Genomic DNA, 17,657 nt, shown 5'->3' on the forward strand with positions numbered 1-17,657 from the left:
ATGGCATACAGAGACATGATTCAAAACATCGCTAAATCAATTAACGGTAAGTTTGATCAAATATTAGCCAAATACAATTTTGATTTTGGCGACGAATTTGAAATTGCACTATGCAGATTATTGAGGGAAATATTACCTGAAAAATATGGAATTTGCAGGGGATTCGTTATTACAGAGAACGGGAATTTTGCCGGAGATGATGTAATTATTTATGCACGAGATAGATTTCCTACAATTAGAAGTTTGGAATATAGTGGGTTTGCCCAAAAAGAGCATATTCCAATTGAAGCCGTTTATTGTTACATTGAAGCAAAACACACTCTATATTTAGGAGCAGACACAGGGGGGCAAAGTTTGAATAAAGCACTTGAGCAAGTGGGGCAAATAAAATCCCTCCAAAGAGAAAAAAGATCAATTTTTTCAATTGATCCTTATACTACACTGGAAGATCAAGAAGCTTTAAATCGTGAAAATTGGCCAGACCATGATAATCCAATGTTCACTGCAATAATATCGAGATTTGTAGTTGATAATACTGCCGATTGTAATTTTGATACTACCCCTGCTAAATCAGTAGATAATATTGAAATCCCACCTGATTGTCCTCCTGACCTGATCGTTATGGGACAAAACGATATTTTGTTCCCTGGCTTGTCATCGACAAATACAATATCTTATGATTCGCCATTTTTTGTTCCAGGTAAATCAACATTAATTCATAAACGAACAGAAAATTCAGCATTAGCTATAGGCATTATTATGATTTTATATGCTCTGGATACCATTAAACTGGGTAAAATGCCATATAAAAGTATAATCCGAGCAAATCTATAAGAATGGAACGACCTGATATCAAAGCTTTTAAGTTTAACTCTTTTTGGCGTTCTTAAGTTAATGTAAATATTACTTGAAAAAATATTTTTATCCGTGGAAGATAGAGAATACTATAATATAAGGAAAGGGCATGTAAAGTTTGGAGAGGTAAGCTCGGAAATGTTCAAGAAAGCATTTCTTCTAAAGTACCGACAGTTAGATAATGCGGGCTATTTCCAGAAATACTTTGGTTTTGAATGTAGTGACGGAAGTATCATTGGAACACTTGGGGATGACGTTGCAACTGCAATTTTCCTCAAAGTAGGACAAGATAAGCTTTGGCCAATTTTTACTTATTTTGAAAGTTATTCCGATGTAGACTTTTTTACAATAATAGAAGTCCTACATGATTGTTGTTCGAAGCCAACAGAAAGTTTCTATCACAATTGGAATGATTGCGGAACACATGTTACAAAATCTGATGACGCTTTGGGCAGATTGGAATTCAGGAACACATTCAATCCATTATTAAAGCGCTACAAAAATTTAGAACTTTCAGAGAAAGGAGAAATTCTAGAAAGTATAGAAGAGGGGTTCGAGCATTTATTTGCGGCTCCCATACCGACCAGCGATGAAGAGAATATCAAATCAAAAATATCTGCAGCTAGAATTAAATTTAGAAGAGCTACTGCCAGTTTAGATGAAAGACGAGATGCCTTAAGAGACCTTGCAGATGTTTTAGAATACTTAAAACCACAGATCAAAAACCTCTTGATGAATAAGGATACAAATGAACTTTTTGAAATTGCCAATACTTTTGGGATAAGGCATCACAACGTTCGCCAGAAAACCGAATATGATAAACCTTTATGGCACTCCTGGATTTTTTACTGTTATTTATCAACAATACATCTATGCTTAAGATTGATCGAACAAGAGAATCGAAAATAGCTTCATCGAGGGATCACATAATTCGTGAAATAAAATGCTATATTCGTATAGACAAGCCAATCCGCATAAAACCAAGTAAACCGAAACAGCGAATCCGCACTTTGATAGACTAACAAATAGACCAAAAACAAAAAACCCGCGCGGCGCGCAGGTTTCAAGTTTCTCCAGTGATCCCCTTGGGACTCGAACCCAAGACCCATACATTAAAAGTGTATTGCTCTACCAACTGAGCTAGGGAATCTTTTTACCCCGTCTTTTTGTTTAACGGAGTGCAAAGATAGGAATTATTTATTTCCAGCCAAATTTTGTTGAAATTATTTTTATCACTTCCCTGTAAACACAAGCTTGTAGCGGATCACAGGGTCATCTTTTTCCTCTTCACTGAAAATATGCAACAGGTAATATTTACCCGCTACCCAGTCATTTATGCTGTTATCATAAAACGGGCTACCCGGATTTCCACTCTGCCCGCCGGGATAAATACCGTATGCTTCCGTTTTATCCGACAACTGCACCACCATACGCCAGGAAGGACCATGCGTTGATTTCGTTGCATTCACAATATGCTGTCCACCGCCAGTGTTCAAATGCAATGCGCTAAAAGCGGGAATACCGCGGGAAAGATGGTTGATATCGGTACCTCGCGCTTTCCCCAGCTCCAGCCTGCCTGCTTTGTTTAACTCGGACAGCTGTGCTACTGTGGTAGCAAACACACCCTGAACCAGCTGCGATAAAGTTTCTTTTTGCGGGGTGTTGATGTTGTCTATAAAATGGAAAGCAGTATCGCGTTGCAGCAATTGCAGTGTAGTGATAGATTGCGGATAAACCAGGATGGTAGCGTCTTTAGGATGCAGCTCATCCTGCCAGATAGTATCTTCCAGGTGCGCCCACAACGTGTTGAAGATGCTGGCGGCTTTACTGTCGGGCGTAGCCATAAAATCCCAGGATGATAACAGCTGCCAGTAAGGCTGCTGCTGTGCTGTAAGAGCGCTGGTGTCTATATGTTTCCTTATTACAGGCATCGCGGTGGCGGCAAACAGGTTCATATCGTCATTCTGCAGCTGCATCATATCCTGCGTGGTGATAGCGTTCATGGCAGTTAATCTTTCATTGATGCGCTTACCACGGAAAAGATCGTATTCACCGTACAGCGCATACGGATAAGTGCTGTCTGTAGGGCGCTGATTAGCGGAGCTCACAAACCCTCTCTCGGGATTCTTTATATGCGGCAGTTCATCATGAGGGATATATCCCTGCCAGGCATAAGTGCTGTCGCTGCCGGGCATGATCCATTTGCCCTGGTCTTTCCAGCGCAAAGGATACTGACCATTGTGCCAGATGGCTATATCGCCGGCTTTATCGGCGAATATAAAGTTTTGGGCAGGACAGGTATACCCGTTAATAGCGCTTAAATAATCATCGTAATTACGGGCTTTATTCAGCTTGATGAATGTAGCCAGCTCATTGGAAGGGTCCAGCGCCTTCCAGCGCATGGCCAGGAAGTTCTGACCGGTTGTTTTGTCGGGAAACGTATTATCAAACATAACAGGGCCAAACGTGGTGTAGGCAACGGTATCGTATACCGCGGCGCCGTCTCTTACCTTTATTTTCTCCACACGCAGGTCTGCCTTGCGGTAACTGCCGTTATACAGGTATTCAGTGCGGCCGTTGCGGAACTGCATACTGTAGTAATCTTTCACGTCTTCTTCCCCGTTGGTAACGCCCCAGGCGATATGATCATTGAAACCGATGATCACACCGGGCGCACCGGGCAGGGAAGCCCCATACACATTCATAGCAGGTGTATGGATCTGTACTTCATACCAGAGTGAAGGAAGCGACAGGCCCAGATGCGGATCATTGCAAAGGATGGGCGCACCCGAGCGGGTTTTGCTACCGGCTACCGCCCAGTTGTTGCTGCCGTTGTCCGGATCTGGCTTGTCTGTTTTAAACTTCATATATGCTGCTGCAATGGCAAGCACACTATCAGGCGGAGCGGTTGATTTTAATGTAGCTTTAGGATAGGCCGTGCCTTTCGGTATAATCGGGTCTGTAGCCTCATTAAAGTCGGGATACATCAGCTCAAAGTCCTGAAGGGAAAATAAACGGCGCGCATTGGTAGACTCGAGATCGTTAGCGGCTCCGGCAAGATCATGCGCCATGTACTTCAGTAATAAGGCCGACTTGATGATATCCCATCTCTCTGGTTTATAATCCAGGATTTTATATTCTACGGGGTAAGTAGCGGGAGTAAGTGTGGCAATATAGGCGTTAACACCAGCGGCGTAAGCCGTCACCGCCTCTTTGGTAGCCAGGTCTGCCAGCATTTCTTTTACCGTGTATTCTGCCGCATATACCATTCCCAGGCGTCGCTGTTTCCGGTCGTACTGCACCAGCTTAGGGCCGAGTATTTCGGATAAACGGCCGGCTGCAGCATATGTTTGCAGCTCCATTTGCCAGAGGCGGTCGCGCGCGGTTACATACCCCTGCACATAATAGGCATCTCCTTCATTTTCCGCGAAAATATGCGGCACCATGCGGTCGTCGTACCAAACTTCCGTTTTACCTGATAAACCAGGCAATACCAGCTGCTCATGGGGAAACTCACCGATAGGCTCTGCATTTTGCCAGAAGCCGGTTTGTGGGCTTAACAACTTTCCCAGTGGCGGTATCTGTCCCAGTTTATGACTGAAAGCATATGTAAGCGATAAGGTAACTGCTGCGGTGATAACTGCGGGGATGATTCTCATATTACAAGTCGGATGTAATATGTAAAATACATCAAATTTGTATCATAACCAGTTATGCCTGTAATACTTTTATGAGATGGGCCACCTCTGCGGAGGTATTAAAACTGTGCAACACAATGCGGAGTCGTTCTGAGCCCTTTGGCACTGTAGGATGCAGGATAGGCCGCACATCCAGGCCCTCCAGCTGCAAACGCTGCGCGATGCTGCGGGTATATTCATTGCCACGTGTAAGCACTGCCTGGATGGGCGTGGTGCCCGGCAACAGCTCCGTATTTACGATGCCGGCGCGGAACTGTGTAATGAGCGCCAGCAGATGCTCCCGTTCTGCCTGCATATAGGGGAAAGTGGCGTAACCCGCCTCTATGGCGGCCAGGGCAGCGGGTGGTAATGCGGTGGTATAGATAAATGAACGGGAGAAGTTGATAAGGTAGTCGCGCAATATCCGCGAGCCCAGCACCACGGCGCCATGACAACCTACTGCTTTCCCGAAGGTATGAATGCGCGCAAAACAGGCGGCTGTTAGCTGCAGTTGTTGTACCAGCCCTTCTCCCCTGCTGCCGATAACCCCTGTGGCATGGGCCTCATCCACTATCAGATGCGCGCCATACTGTTCGCAGATGGCGGCAATTGCGGCCAGCGGCGCCAGGTCGCCATCCATGGAATAGACGGATTCCACCGCTACAAAAATATTTCCCTGCCCGTGCTTCAGTTTTTTTTCAAGATCGTCCACATCATTATGTGCAAAGGAAAACGACTGCGCAGCCGATAAACGTACCCCATCGCGGACAGACGCATGGATCAGCTGATCGTAAATGATCGTATCACCCTTGCGGCCCAGGCAGGAAAATACGCCCAGGTTGGCATCATAACCGGAGTTATACAGCAACCCGGCTTCAGCCCCGTGAAAACCGGCCAGGTCTTTTTCCACTGATTCAATCCATTCGTAATTGCCCGCCAGCAGCCTGGACCCGGTGCTGCCATGCGCGGGATGCCTTTCTTCCATTAGGGTGTGGATATACTCCCTCACAGCGGCACTCCGGGCAAGACCGAGGTAATCGTTTGAACAAAAATCCACTTTATCTCCAGGGAGCTTCAGCTCGCGGAACGACTGCTGTTCCCGGCGCTCATCAAGCAACCGTGTTAAAAAAGAAGTATTGTCTTTATCCATGGATCTGCGTTTATCAGCGCACAATTTAAACTTTGCTGTTATCTTCGCAAAAAAGCCACAGCCTAAGCGCTGTTTTTTCTATGAGCAAAGTATCAATACTCGGACTAAAACTGCCTACTGATCCACGATGGGTTAACCTGGCCGCCATTTCATTACAGGATATTCTTACCGACCACGCGTATTGCGAGCAAAAAGCGGCATCTTCCGCTATCTCCCTGATCCAGCGCAACCCGGAAAGAACAAAACTGGTAGAAGAACTGGCGCCTATTGTTACAGAAGAATGGGGCCATTTCCGGCAGGTGCTTGCTGAAATGAAGAAACGGGGCCTTTCCTTAGGCAAACAACGGAAAGATGATTATGTAAATGCCCTCATGGATAACAGGGTAAAAGGCGGCCATCCGGACGACAGCTTCCTGGATGCCCTGCTGATCTTTGCCCTGATAGAAGCCCGCAGCTGCGAGCGCTTCCGCCTGCTGAGCGAAGGTTTGGAAGATGAATATATGCGCGATTTCTACCACCGCTTCATGGTATCTGAAGCAGGCCACTACCGCCTTTTTATTGACCTGGCCAACGAATATTTCCCCGAAGAAAGAGTGCGCACCCGCTGGCAGGAATGGCTAAACAAGGAAGCGGAAATACTGCAGAACATCGCCGTTCGCGGCGACAGGATGCACTAGATCGCCTTCGGCGATGAAAATTGTCTTGGAGCAGGATTAAACTGATTAACCGTGATTACCAGGATTTGATCATTATTGATTTTAAAAGATTAAGGGAGATAGAAGCGAATAGATTCATCCGCTTTTATCTCCCTTAATTATTATTAATCATAAAATCACAACACAATCAAATCCTGGTAATCACGGTTAATCAGTTTAATCCTGCTCCAAGACAATTTATCTCGCCGAAGGCGAGCCCTCAAAAGTTAAACCCGAGGTTTACATAGAACTTCAGCCTGCCTGACTTGTCGTTGTACATCATGGTGGCCTCCACTGGGCCGAGACGGCTGCTGTAGGCAGCACCAATGCCGTAACCGGCGAGATATTCGTACTTGTTGCCGTCGGAAATCACGCCATCATATACCGCTCCGCCTATACGGGGAATGGCGAAAAGATTCCGCATGAACTCATATTGCCAGGCTATCTGCATTACGCCTACTTTCGGCGCAATCACTTCTCCCTCGTATATGCCCACCAAAGGCACCTGGTTGCGGGTGATGTTGGTCATACCCCCTACTACAAACGCATTTACCACAGATTCCCTGTAGTTGATAGTATACCCTATGTTACCATCCAGTTCCAGGGCCGATTTACGCCCCATAGGAATATAGTATTTCATGTTCAGCGCCAGGCGTTGATAGTCGTTGAAGTTTACACCCAGCGTGTCATAGTCCTGCTCTACACCCTGTGAACTGACCTTTATGCCCGGGTGCTGGTTATAAATATGCCCGGCTTCCAGGTCCAGCAACAATCCCCTGGTAGGATATATTTTCTGGTTGAGGGAATTGATGCCAAAATTAATATAGGAGTTCAGCTGGTTGGTGCTTCCACGCACCTCCCTGAAGTTCGACAGCTGCGGTTTGTATTTAATATACTCCCAGCGCGTTCCCACTCCTACAAACATATTACGGGAGAAGGTATACTGCACGTCCATATTTATGTTGGCATACTTGCTGCGGTAGGGTTGCTGCTTGTTGAAATTGTTATCATAAAAAGTAAGCCCGTTATTTTCATAATAGGTGCCCAGCCCGAAGCCAAAGTTACGGCTGCGGCCAAGATACTTGAAGTATTCTGCCTCCAGGCGTGGGTTTTCACTGATCACCGCTGTTACAAAGGAGCGGGAGTTGGGCACAATGAAATTCCGCTGTGTTAAATTGATGATCGCATTGGCGCCGGTAAAGGTGTTATAATTGAGCGCAAATTTCACATAGGTGAGCGGGTTTTCCTCCACCTGTATATCCATCCGGCTCTTGCCGTATCCTTCCGGCACCAGGTTATAAGTGATCATTTTATAGAAACGGGTACCATATACATTGAGGATGGCGTTTCTCAGTTGGGCAGACGTATAACATCCGCCAGGTTTGAGATGCAGCCGTTGTAAAAAGAATTTCTGATCGGAATGAACCAGGCCGTTCACATGCACGCTGCTCAGCTCTATGTCGGCGGCGAATGGCAAGCGGTCTGCTGCAAAAGGTGGTTGAGGATATAGTGCATTCAGGGAATCTGCGAGGTGTTTGAAAACCGGGTACATCTCCCTCCCTTTCCGGCGACCGGCTTCAATAATAGAATCCACACTGCCAAAGCTGGCGGCCGAGTAATTTTCCAGCTCCTTGTTCATCGGCACATAAATGTCACACTGTTTTATGGCTTTGGTAAAATCGTCTGCATCTTTATAAAAACCCAGCTGGTAAAGGATATCAATAGGAGTAAGCAATTGATCGGCTTTACGCAGGCCGCCGCTTACGTTGGCGCCAATCACGATATCGGCGCCCATTTCTTTGGCGGTGATCACCGGGAAGTTGCGGACCACGCCCCCATCCACCAACTTGCGGTCGCCGATCTTCACGGCGGTGAAAATAGACGGGATAGCCATGCTGGCGCGCAGGCTGGTCACTATTTCCCCGCTGTCGAGCGTCACAATATCGCCGGTAGCCACATCGGTGGCAATGCATTTAAAAGGGATATTGAAGTCTTCAAAGTTCTTGATATCTTTCACCGGCCAGCAAAGTTTTGCCAGCTCCAGCCACAGCGCTTCGCCGGAAATTACGCCGGAAGCCAGCTTGGGCTTACCATATTCAAAAGGAATTTCGATAATGTATTTATTGTACTCCCGTTTTTCTTCATAAGAAATATCAGTAAGAACGGGCTGGTTGGAGAACAGGCTGTTCCAGTTCAGTTTACGGGCGACTTCTTCAATCTTCTTCCCGGAATACCCCATGGCATATAAAGATCCTACGATGCTTCCCATGCTGGTACCGGTGACCATATCCACCCTCAGACCGGCGCTGTCTATCGCTTCCAGGATACCGATGTGCGCAAGCCCCCTGGCCCCGCCGCCGCTGAGCGTTAATCCTATCTTAGGTTTGTTGCTGATCGTTTGCTGAGCCTTCACGGTATAGTAACACAACATAAAAGCTAACAACAATAAACTGGTACTTCGCCTGATGTGCGCTGTTGATCCCTGCTTCATTTTGAATAATTGGCCCTTATTAAAGATAAGGCTTTATAAACATTCGGGTATGTTAAGCACAAGAGATTTTTAGTTGGACATTTGCTCCCATAGTAAATATTCGTTATCTTATTCCCCACAAAAAGCTAACTAACAAAAGCAAGCGTTTACAATTAACACGTATGAAAAACTCGCTCTCTACGCAAAACATCTGGCAGGTTATAATGGCTTCGTCGGCTGGTACGCTCATTGAATGGTACGACTTTTACATCTTTGGCAGCTTATCGGCCATCATTGCTGAAAAGTTCTTCCCCCCAAGTAATCCGCAGCTGGCCTACATTGCCACGCTGGCCACCTTTGCTGTTGGCTTTATTGTGCGCCCTTTCGGGGCCATTGTATTTGGCCGCATCGGCGATATGGTAGGACGTAAATATACCTTCCTGCTTACATTGCTGATCATGGGCGGATCTACCTTTGCCATCGGTCTTATTCCCAGCTATCATACCATTGGTATACTGGCGCCCATACTGGTATTGATCCTCCGGCTGGCGCAGGGCCTGGCCCTTGGTGGTGAATATGGCGGTGCTGCTACCTATGTAGCGGAACATTCGCCGGACAACCGCCGTGGTTACTACACCAGCTTTATTCAAACTACGGCCACACTGGGGCTGTTTGTATCGCTGGGAGTGATCCTGGTGACACGCATGCTCATGTCGCCGGACGATTTCAACAACTATGGCTGGCGTATCCCCTTCCTCCTGTCGGTGCTGCTGGTAATTATGTCTTATTACATACGGATACGGCTGCACGAATCCCCTCTGTTCGCACAAATGAAGAAAGAGGGCAAAACATCCGCCAATCCCATCAAAGAAAGCTTTGCCAATAAGGAAAACCTGAAACTGGTATTGATTGCGCTGTTTGGCGCCGCCATGGGCCAGGGCGTGGTATGGTATACGGGGCAGTTCTACGCGCTCTCCTTTCTCCAGAAAACCATGAACATAGAATTTGTGCAGTCCAATATCATCATAGCCATTGCACTGCTGCTGGGCACCCCGTTCTTTATTTATTTCGGCTCACTGTCCGACCGTATAGGCCGTAAAAAGATCATGCTCACCGGCATGCTGCTGGCAGCACTTGCCTACTACCCCATCTATAAGGCCATGGACAACATCGGTAATGTAAAGCTGAAACAGGAACAGACCGAACTTTTCAGGATAGAAAGCAATTCTACCCGGAGTGAATCGGGCGAACTGGTGCTCAAATCCTTCCGGGTACACAGCTACACCGATGGCAGCATCCTGAGGGAGGCAGCGGATAAGAAAGAATTAACCGTAAGCCGCACAAATGTTGCCTGGCTGGTGATCCTGATATTTATCCAGGTATTGTTTGTAACCATGGTGTATGCACCTATCGCGGCTTTCCTGGTAGAGTTATTTCCTACCCGCATCCGGTATACGTCTATGTCGCTGCCCTATCATATTGGTAACGGTGTATTCGGCGGGTTGCTGCCCACTATTTCCACCATCCTGGTTACCAATACCGGTAACCACCTGGCCGGGCTCATTTACCCGATCGGTATTGCATTGATCTGTTTTGTAGTTGGTATTATTTATCTGAAAGATAAAAGAGGTATCCCGTTGTAAATGCGATGGAACTGGCTAAAAAGGTACATGAAGCCGTTGTAAACGCGGTTTTATGTACCTTTTTAATTTGCCTGGTTATTGAAAACGTTGCAGCAGGTCATCCAACTGCAGCTGCGGATGCGCCGTCATCAGTTGCTGCACCTTTGCAGCATAGTGATTTAAAAACTGCCGGTGTTGCGGGCTTTCGGGGTTAAAGGGCCGGTGGTTGGCGGCCCGGTTTATTTCAGCGATGCTATGCAGCAGTTCCTGGCTGGCCGCGCCTATTGCGGCTTTTATCACCTGTTCCCATACATAGTTAACCGCCAGTTCATTGGGGTGCACCATGTCTTCCTTATAAAAACGGTAATCCCGCAAATCATCTATCACCAGCTCATATGCCGGGAAATAAAACAGCCTGTTGAACTTATTTACCAGGTGATGAACTGCCTGCAATAAAATGGCTTTACTGAGGTTATTTTCCACTACTCCATCGCGGATATAGCGCACGGGGCTAACGGTGAAGAGTATATTAATTTTCCGGTTACGGAAAAACAGGCGATGCATTACATTATCCAGCGCGGTAACAACTTCATCTACCGTGAGCATGCGTTTGTAGAAGTTGCCGGCAGGCACCTTATGGCAGTTACCCACCAGGCGGTTATTTTCCTTTAAGATGTAAGCATGGGCAGATCCCAGCGTAATAATGAGCCAGTCGGCGCTTTCAATAACCTTTGTGGCGGCGGCCTGCGCCCGGTGAATGTTTTCCAGCGTGGCTTCCGGCGTAAGAGCGGAGAAACGGCTGTGATGATCCCAGCTGTTCCAGAGGTCATTGTGCATGAACAGGTCTTCACGCGTATATACTTTCCCGTCCAGATAAGTGGTGAGGGCCTGTGTGATGCTGAGCGGGTTATATAAAATACCGTGCGGGTTCACCAGGGTATTAAACCGGTGTTCCTGCAGCTTTCCACCTATTTCTTCCGCAAAGCAGGAGCCCATCAGCAACAGCTCATGATCATACCGGATAGGAGCCGGCAACGGCGTTACGGGAAAGCTTAAATGAAATTGCATGTAATTCAGTTAATCTTTAAAAACAGCATCTGCCAGTCGCTGTGCGCCTCTTAATGCGGTCATATCCAGTGTAAGCGGTTCTTTTCGCTGGTGGCAGAAGGCTATCAGGTTTTCGGTGGCCAGGTTGCCCACCAGTTCATCTTTGGCCATGGGGCATCCACCTATGCCTTTAATGGCGCTGTCGAACCGTTTACAGCCCTGTTCATAAGCAGCCTGTACCTTCTCTTCCCACTTATTGGGGGCTGCGTGGAAATGTGCACCGAACTCCACATCAGGATAAGCCGGGATAAGGTGTTTGAACAGGCTGCTGATAGTAGCCGGATCTGCTACACCTACTGTATCAGCGAGGGAGATAACGCCTATTTCCATCTTCACCATTTCAGCTACCCATTGCAGCACAATTTCCGGGCTGTACGGGTCCCCATAAGGATTACCAAATCCCATGGAAATATAGATCACCAGTTCTTTCCTGTTCTTAATGCACAGTTCCTGCATGGAATGTACCTGTTCCAGTGATTCCGCGATGGTTTTATTGGTATTTCTCAGTTGGAAAGTTTCTGATATGGAGAAGGGAAAGCCCAGGTAATTAATTTCATCGAACACCACCGCTTCTTCTGCTCCCCGCAGGTTAGCCACAATGGCCAGCAGCTTGCTTCCGGAGCCCGGCAGCTGCAGCCGGGGAATAACGTCTTTTGTATCTGCCATCTGTGGAATAGCTTTGGGAGATACAAAACTGCCGAAATCGATCGTATCAAAACCAACCTTTAACAGGGCATTCAGGTATTGTACTTTTTCATCCGTACTGATCATCCTGTGCCAGCCCTGCATGGCATCGCGTGGGCATTCAACTAATTTTAGCATAGTAAACTATTTTCGTGGCGGGCGCCCGCGGGTCCGCTAAATATTTACCGTTCTTTGTTTCAGCGCTTCGTATAAAATGATACCGGCGGCCACAGACACATTGAAAGATTCAAAATTGCCGGCCATGGGAATACGGAACAGCACATCGGAAGCCTTGATCAGCGCAGGGTATACGCCTTTATCTTCCGAACCCATGATCACTGCCACCGGTTCTTTCAGGTCGCAATCGTACAGCTTTATTTCCGTTTCCATTTCACTGGCCATTACCTTGATACCATTGAGATGCAGGGTATCAATCGCTTTGTTCAGGCTGTTCACCCGGCACACCGCGATACGCTCCAGTGCACCTGCGGATGATTTCACAGCTTCTTCATTCAGTGCGGCAATGCCTTTATCAGGAATAATGATGGCCTGGGCGCCGCAGCATACGGCGCTGCGGGCAATAGCGCCTATATTACGTACATCGGTAATACCATCCAGTATGAGGAACAGCGGTGTTTCCCCTTTTTCTGTTACATGGGAGATCACATCCTGCAGGTCCAGGTAAGTAACGTTGCCGGCAATGGCTACCACTCCCTGGTGATTGGCCTGGGTAAGCCCGTTGAGCTTTTCCACCGGCACATAGTTAATGGGAATGTTCTGGGTTTGGGCCAGTTCCCTTATTTGCGGGATAATGTCGCCGGTAGCGGTGCGCAACATAAAGATGCGCTCAATAGGCTTCCCGGTGTTCAGGGCTTCCAATAACGGCTGCCGGCCAATAATCATGGTAGATTGCTTTGGCCGCTGCGTTGCATATTTTTTGGGACCTCGCTGCCCCTCTTTTCTTTCACCTTTGAAAGCGTTAAATTTCCTTTCCATTTGCTGCAAAGGTAACGGGTTTATTTGTTTAATAAGCCTTCATAGCCCATTAGCTTTACTTTTTGTATGGCCGCTACCGATAAGGAATCAGTGATCTCAAAGTTGTTCACCATCCGGTAGGCTTCTTCAAAAGGTACTTTTTTAACGATCAGCTGCTCTGTTTCTTCCGGTTCGGCCACCCGCTGTTCCAGTCCACGGGCCAGGAACACTACTCCCTCCTCATCGGAAACGGAATTAGATAGCGCTATGCGCGTAATTTCCTCCCATTGAGATGCTACCAGGCCGGTTTCTTCCAGTAATTCCCTTCTCGCTGTGTCCAGCGCGGTTTCCAGCCCCAGTGGCGCACCTCCTTCGGGGATTTCCCAGGAAAAACGCTTTAAAGGGAAACGGTACTGGCCTACGAGATAAATATTCATATCGTCATCCAGCGCCACCACGCCTACTGCAAGATTTTTGAAATGTACCACCCCGTATATACCGGCGCTGCCGGCAGGGTTTAATCCTTCATGATGCCATACACTGATCCAGTTGTTATCATATCTGAGGTCCCGGGAGTGAATGGTCCAGGGGTTCTTTGTTGTGTCCATGCTCGTTAGCGGAGGGGATCGCCTTCGGCGATTGTCCTGGAACACTGATTACGCTGATTATGATGATTTGTTTGATGGATATGTTTTGATTTTATGTTAAGGAGAGATATAGACAAATTATCAACATCCTTCCCAACTATCAAATAAAAACCAAAAAGATAAAATCAAACAAATCATCATAATCAGCGTAATCAGTGTTCCAGGACAAATTCCGCGAGGGCGATCCGCTTTTTTAAGTACGTTGTATCAAATAAAAACAAAAAAATAAAATCAAACAAATCAGCGTAATCAGCGTTCCAAGACAAATTCCACGTCTTTAAAGTGCTTTATAATAATAGTAGGAGTTCGTGTCTTTCCTGAACCCTTCTTTTTCGTAAAGTTTTTGTGCACCGGTGTTGGCAATATACGTTTGCAACATGAGCCAGGCTGCATTGGTGGATTTACCATACGCGGCGGCTTTATCCAGCAAGGCTTTGCCGGCGCCCCTGCCGCGGTGCTCTTCCAATACATACAGGTCGTTCAGCAGCCAGCCACGTTTCATGCCCAGCGAAGTAAAGATGGGATACAGTTGGGTGAAACCAATAATTTCAGCGTCCAGCAACACTACAAATATTACACTGTCTTTTTGCGCAATCCTTTCTGAAATAAATTCCAGCGCTCCCTTGAAATCAGGCGCCTGGTCGTAATAACTGCGGTAGGCATCAAACAATACCGCCACTTCATTCGTATGTAACTCCGTTGCCTGAATAACATCCATAAAATAACTGGTTTAGTAATCTATCTCAATTTAATTCATTTCCCTTATAAAAGAAAAGATGCTCCTTCCGGTAAACACCGGGGTGAGCATCTGTCTATAAACTTCTACCTTAAAAAATTATAGCTATTACAATTCTGCAGTTGCTGCAAGACTTTTTTTACTTTTATTAACAGCGCTGTTCACCAGGTACACGCCGCCGATAGTGACCAGCGAACAGATACCCGTTAACCAGGTGAGACTTTCATGCAGGATCAGCCATCCCAGCAATACAGCCACCACAGGGTTGATATACGCATAAATGGATACCTGTGCCGGCGGTAGGTTATTCAATGCAAACACATAAGCAGAATAGGAAAACACCGATCCTACCAATACCAGGTACAGCAAACTTTCCCATAACTCCGTAGTGAAGCTTTGTATTTCCACATGCTGCCCCAGGAATAAGGTAGCCACCAGCAACATGATAACGCCGCTGAAAAACATCTGGAACCCCGCTCCATACAGGTAATTCACACCAAGCGACCACTTCGCGGTTAATACCGAACCCAGTGCCCAGAATATACAGGAGATAAAACCAATGATGATCCCGAACTGGAAATCGGGGTTCATGAGACTGGACAAATAATTATAAAAGATCCCTGCTACGCCGCCAAAACCCAGGATCATCCCAATGATGAGCTGTAAACTAAGCCGGGTGCGCTGTACCAGGAAATAACTGGTAATGGTGATCCAGATGGGAATAGTAGCCGCAATGATAGCGCCCAGCCCACTGGGAATATATCGTAATGCCCAGGTGAGCAAACCATTTCCGCCACACAACATCAGCGTACCGATCACGAACAATTTCGACAACACTATTTTTCCCGGTAACTTATATCCTTTCAGTAAAAAGAAGCCGGTGATCAGGAATCCGGCTGTTGCCTGTCTTATGCCTGCCAGCATCACCCCATGCATGTGCCTTACGCCCACACTGGATGCCAGGTAAGTGGTTCCCCAGAAAATACTTACAATGGCAAGCGCGATGTAAGCATTTGTATTTGATTTACGCATAAGTATATTTATTCACTATTTCCTCTCCCAGTACCTTCATGGTATCATAGGCCATCAATACATCTTTACTGCCGGTGCGCCAGTTCACCAACGCTGCGCGTATGGCGGAATGCCCCGCATAGGTAGTAGCCGTCATACATACCACGCCACTATTATTCAGCGCTTCCAGGAATTCCTGCACGGCCTCCTCCTCAGCTTCCGGCGCCACCTGTAATGTGAAGCACACCACGCAAAGCCGTACCGGCGACAATACCACAAAATTGGGATCTGTTTCCAGCAGGCTGCCCAGTTGCCTGGCTAATGAAATATCGTTTTCCACCAGCCAGCGATAGCCTTCTTTCCCATAGGCCATTAAAGAGAACCAGGCGGGTAAAGCGCGCTGCCTGCGCGAGTTTTCCGGTATGTAGTTAATGAAATTGAATTGCGTGGCAGGATCGCCTAAGTAGGCTGCGCCTGCATTCTGGAATACGGCCGACTGTAACTCCGGGTGCCTGCAAAAGATCATAGCGGCATCATAAGGTACATTCAACCACTTATGTGCATCTATGGTAATGCTATCGGCCTGTTCCCATCCGTTCAGCAGGTGTTTCCACTGATCGCTGCAGGCGGCGAAACCACCGAAAGCGGCATCCACATGCAGCCAGAAGCCATATTCCTTTTTCAGCTGCACCAACGCGGCGATATCATCAAAATCAACCGTGTTCACTGTGCCTGCATTGGCTACGTATATAACAGGTTCTCCTTTATGCGCTTCCAGGTATTGCCTCAAAGCAGCAATATCCACGCTTTCACGCCCTGGCAATACCGGCACCCGCACCAGGTTGTTGCGCCCGATTCCCAGCATAGACATCGCTTTACCAATACTGGAATGTGGTACAGCCGACACTACTTTCAGCCCCGGCAATGCGGCCGCGCCATCTGCTGCAATATCTACTCCATGCTGCTGCCCCACCCATTGCCTGCCGGTGGCAAGCCCTGTAAAGTTGGACATGGTAGCGCCGGATACAAAACATCCCAGGAATGCTTCCGGTAGTCCGAACAGCGCTTTCAGTAAAGCAATGGTTTCCGTTTCTATATAAAATGCAGCCGAGCTTTTATCGGATGAATTAAGATCCATGGTGGAAGCAAGCCAGTCGCCCATCAACGCGGCAGGCGTAACACCGCCTGTTACAAATCCCCAGTAGCGCGGCCCTGCGGCGGCAGTAATGCTATTACCATATTGCTGCCGGAAGGCTTCCAGTGTTGCGACCCCGCCTAACCCTGTAACGGGAACGGATGCACGGCTGCTAACCTGCACCTGTTTATCGGCTGCCAGTTTATCTATTGCTGATAAAAACCTGCTGCTGAAATCTTTGGTTAACTGTAATAACTGATCTGTATGTTTCAGGTCTTCCTGCAATTTCAATTCCATGATTACGCGTTGTTGATAGTATTTCGGGTTGTAATTCAGGAACAAAATTGAGATAAATTATTATCTGAAAACAGATGCAGTTTTTAAAATATAGACCATATCAGATGAGATCACATTAAACCGGTAAATAAATCAGTACGTTCGTGTTCCAGCAGCCACCGTTTGCGCCAGAGGCCACCGGCATAGCCCGTGAGCGAGCCATCACTGCCAATTACACGATGACAGGGCACAATGATGGCCAGCCTGTTTTTACCATTGGTGGTACCTACTGCGCGGATACTTTTGGGGTTGTTGATACGGCGCGCCAGTTGCTGGTAGGAAATAGTATGGCCGAATGGAATGGCAGTTAGCTGTTGCCACACCGTTTGCTGGAATGCTGTTCCTTCCTGGAAAATGGGCAGTTCAAATACTTTGCGGTCGCCTGCGAAATACTCATACAACTGTTGTGCACAATCCAGCAACAGCGCCGGTGCCTGGGGAAAATCCACTACGGGTTCATCTGTAAAGGAAACAGCGTTGATAAATTGTGTGGTGCCGCTGATCAGTAGCGGTCCAACGGGGGTGTCTATACGTAAATGATACAATCCGTCTTCCAT

General features: G+C 47.3%; 15 protein-coding genes and 1 tRNA gene. 4 read left to right on the forward strand and 12 right to left on the reverse strand.

Going from position 1 to position 17,657, the window contains the following annotated elements; all coding sequences use genetic code 11:
• Positions 1-834 (forward strand): DUF6602 domain-containing protein, encoded by an 834-nt coding sequence (locus ABIE50_RS26100; protein WP_209865473.1) that lies wholly within the window; start codon positions 1-3, stop codon positions 832-834.
• A gap of 93 nt (positions 835-927) precedes the next feature.
• Entirely contained in the window at positions 928-1,764 is an 837-nt protein-coding gene (locus ABIE50_RS26105) for an SCO family protein (protein ID WP_209865474.1), read from the forward strand.
• Positions 1,765-1,932: 168 nt separating this feature from the next.
• Here the strand turns inward: ABIE50_RS26105 and ABIE50_RS26110 are convergent.
• From ABIE50_RS26110 to ABIE50_RS26120, 3 genes are all read right to left on the reverse strand, one after another.
• A tRNA-Lys gene (locus tag ABIE50_RS26110) sits at positions 1,933-2,005 on the reverse strand.
• Positions 2,006-2,087: 82 nt separating this feature from the next.
• On the reverse strand, positions 2,088-4,514 hold the full coding sequence (locus tag ABIE50_RS26115) for a penicillin acylase family protein (protein WP_209865475.1): 2,427 nt from the start codon (positions 4,512-4,514) through the stop codon (positions 2,088-2,090).
• A gap of 52 nt (positions 4,515-4,566) precedes the next feature.
• Positions 4,567-5,682, reverse strand: coding sequence for an aminotransferase class I/II-fold pyridoxal phosphate-dependent enzyme (locus tag ABIE50_RS26120; RefSeq protein WP_209865476.1), 1,116 nt, complete (start codon positions 5,680-5,682; stop codon positions 4,567-4,569).
• A gap of 80 nt (positions 5,683-5,762) precedes the next feature.
• On the opposite strand from ABIE50_RS26120, the gene ABIE50_RS26125 reads away from it, so the two are divergent.
• Positions 5,763-6,359 carry a MiaE family protein gene (locus ABIE50_RS26125; protein WP_142687772.1) on the forward strand — a complete coding sequence of 199 codons (597 nt, stop codon included), beginning with the start codon at positions 5,763-5,765 and terminating at the stop codon, positions 6,357-6,359.
• Positions 6,360-6,597: 238 nt separating this feature from the next.
• Here the strand turns inward: ABIE50_RS26125 and ABIE50_RS26130 are convergent, their stop codons facing one another.
• The gene (locus ABIE50_RS26130; RefSeq protein WP_209865477.1) at positions 6,598-8,868 is read right to left on the reverse strand and encodes a patatin-like phospholipase family protein; all 2,271 of its coding nucleotides are present in this window, start codon (positions 8,866-8,868) and stop codon (positions 6,598-6,600) included.
• A gap of 161 nt (positions 8,869-9,029) precedes the next feature.
• On the opposite strand from ABIE50_RS26130, the gene ABIE50_RS26135 reads away from it, so the two are divergent.
• Complete coding sequence (locus tag ABIE50_RS26135) at positions 9,030-10,490, forward strand: MFS transporter (protein ID WP_209865478.1); 1,461 nt, start codon at positions 9,030-9,032, stop codon at positions 10,488-10,490.
• Between the two features lie 75 nt (positions 10,491-10,565).
• On the opposite strand, the gene ABIE50_RS26140 is transcribed toward ABIE50_RS26135, so the two are convergent.
• From ABIE50_RS26140 to ABIE50_RS26175, 8 genes are all read right to left on the reverse strand, one after another.
• Positions 10,566-11,537 (reverse strand): GSCFA domain-containing protein, encoded by a 972-nt coding sequence (locus ABIE50_RS26140; protein WP_209865479.1) that lies wholly within the window; start codon positions 11,535-11,537, stop codon positions 10,566-10,568.
• 9 nt (positions 11,538-11,546) lie between these two features.
• The gene (locus tag ABIE50_RS26145) at positions 11,547-12,398 is read right to left on the reverse strand and encodes a hydroxymethylglutaryl-CoA lyase (RefSeq protein WP_209865480.1); all 852 of its coding nucleotides are present in this window, start codon (positions 12,396-12,398) and stop codon (positions 11,547-11,549) included.
• 36 nt (positions 12,399-12,434) lie between these two features.
• Positions 12,435-13,256, reverse strand: a complete 822-nt coding sequence (gene rlmB / locus ABIE50_RS26150; RefSeq protein ID WP_354028182.1) for a 23S rRNA (guanosine(2251)-2'-O)-methyltransferase RlmB — start codon at positions 13,254-13,256, stop codon at positions 12,435-12,437.
• Positions 13,257-13,276: 20 nt separating this feature from the next.
• Positions 13,277-13,843, reverse strand: coding sequence for an NUDIX domain-containing protein (locus tag ABIE50_RS26155; protein ID WP_209865481.1), 567 nt, complete (start codon positions 13,841-13,843; stop codon positions 13,277-13,279).
• 316 nt (positions 13,844-14,159) lie between these two features.
• The gene (locus tag ABIE50_RS26160; protein ID WP_209865483.1) at positions 14,160-14,600 is read right to left on the reverse strand and encodes a GNAT family N-acetyltransferase; all 441 of its coding nucleotides are present in this window, start codon (positions 14,598-14,600) and stop codon (positions 14,160-14,162) included.
• A 126-nt stretch (positions 14,601-14,726) separates the two neighbouring features.
• A complete protein-coding gene (locus ABIE50_RS26165) occupies positions 14,727-15,650 on the reverse strand; it encodes an EamA family transporter (RefSeq protein ID WP_209865485.1) in 924 nt (307 codons plus the stop codon).
• Positions 15,643-17,061, reverse strand: a complete 1,419-nt coding sequence (locus ABIE50_RS26170) for a pyridoxal phosphate-dependent decarboxylase family protein (RefSeq protein ID WP_209865487.1) — start codon at positions 17,059-17,061, stop codon at positions 15,643-15,645. The genes ABIE50_RS26165 and ABIE50_RS26170 overlap by 8 nt, the downstream gene beginning before the upstream one ends.
• Positions 17,062-17,171: 110 nt before the next feature.
• Positions 17,172-17,657, reverse strand: a complete 486-nt coding sequence (locus ABIE50_RS26175) for a methylated-DNA--[protein]-cysteine S-methyltransferase (RefSeq protein ID WP_209865489.1) — start codon at positions 17,655-17,657, stop codon at positions 17,172-17,174.

Source organism: Chitinophaga sp. OAE865, from assembly GCF_040546735.1.
GTDB classification, from domain to species: Bacteria; Bacteroidota; Bacteroidia; order Chitinophagales; family Chitinophagaceae; genus Chitinophaga; species Chitinophaga polysaccharea_A.

Bases quoted from the DNA above. Each gene is read 5' to 3' on its own strand.
- ABIE50_RS26165 (WP_209865485.1), bottom strand. From the start codon at position 15,650: ATGCGTAAATCAAATACAAATGCTTACATCGCGCTTGCCATTGTAAGT.
- ABIE50_RS26100 (WP_209865473.1), top strand. From the start codon at position 1: ATGGCATACAGAGACATGATTCAAAACATCGCTAAATCAATTAACGGT.
- ABIE50_RS26160 (WP_209865483.1), bottom strand. From the start codon at position 14,600: ATGGATGTTATTCAGGCAACGGAGTTACATACGAATGAAGTGGCGGTA.
- ABIE50_RS26135 (WP_209865478.1), top strand. From the start codon at position 9,030: ATGAAAAACTCGCTCTCTACGCAAAACATCTGGCAGGTTATAATGGCT.
- ABIE50_RS26155 (WP_209865481.1), bottom strand. From the start codon at position 13,843: ATGGACACAACAAAGAACCCCTGGACCATTCACTCCCGGGACCTCAGA.
- ABIE50_RS26130 (WP_209865477.1), bottom strand. From the start codon at position 8,868: ATGAAGCAGGGATCAACAGCGCACATCAGGCGAAGTACCAGTTTATTG.
- ABIE50_RS26115 (WP_209865475.1), bottom strand. From the start codon at position 4,514: ATGAGAATCATCCCCGCAGTTATCACCGCAGCAGTTACCTTATCGCTT.
- ABIE50_RS26140 (WP_209865479.1), bottom strand. From the start codon at position 11,537: ATGCAATTTCATTTAAGCTTTCCCGTAACGCCGTTGCCGGCTCCTATC.
- ABIE50_RS26125 (WP_142687772.1), top strand. From the start codon at position 5,763: ATGAGCAAAGTATCAATACTCGGACTAAAACTGCCTACTGATCCACGA.
- ABIE50_RS26145 (WP_209865480.1), bottom strand. From the start codon at position 12,398: ATGCTAAAATTAGTTGAATGCCCACGCGATGCCATGCAGGGCTGGCAC.
- ABIE50_RS26170 (WP_209865487.1), bottom strand. From the start codon at position 17,061: ATGGAATTGAAATTGCAGGAAGACCTGAAACATACAGATCAGTTATTA.
- ABIE50_RS26120 (WP_209865476.1), bottom strand. From the start codon at position 5,682: ATGGATAAAGACAATACTTCTTTTTTAACACGGTTGCTTGATGAGCGC.
- rlmB (WP_354028182.1), bottom strand. From the start codon at position 13,256: ATGGAAAGGAAATTTAACGCTTTCAAAGGTGAAAGAAAAGAGGGGCAG.
- ABIE50_RS26175 (WP_209865489.1), bottom strand. From the start codon at position 17,657: ATGGAAGACGGATTGTATCATTTACGTATAGACACCCCCGTTGGACCG.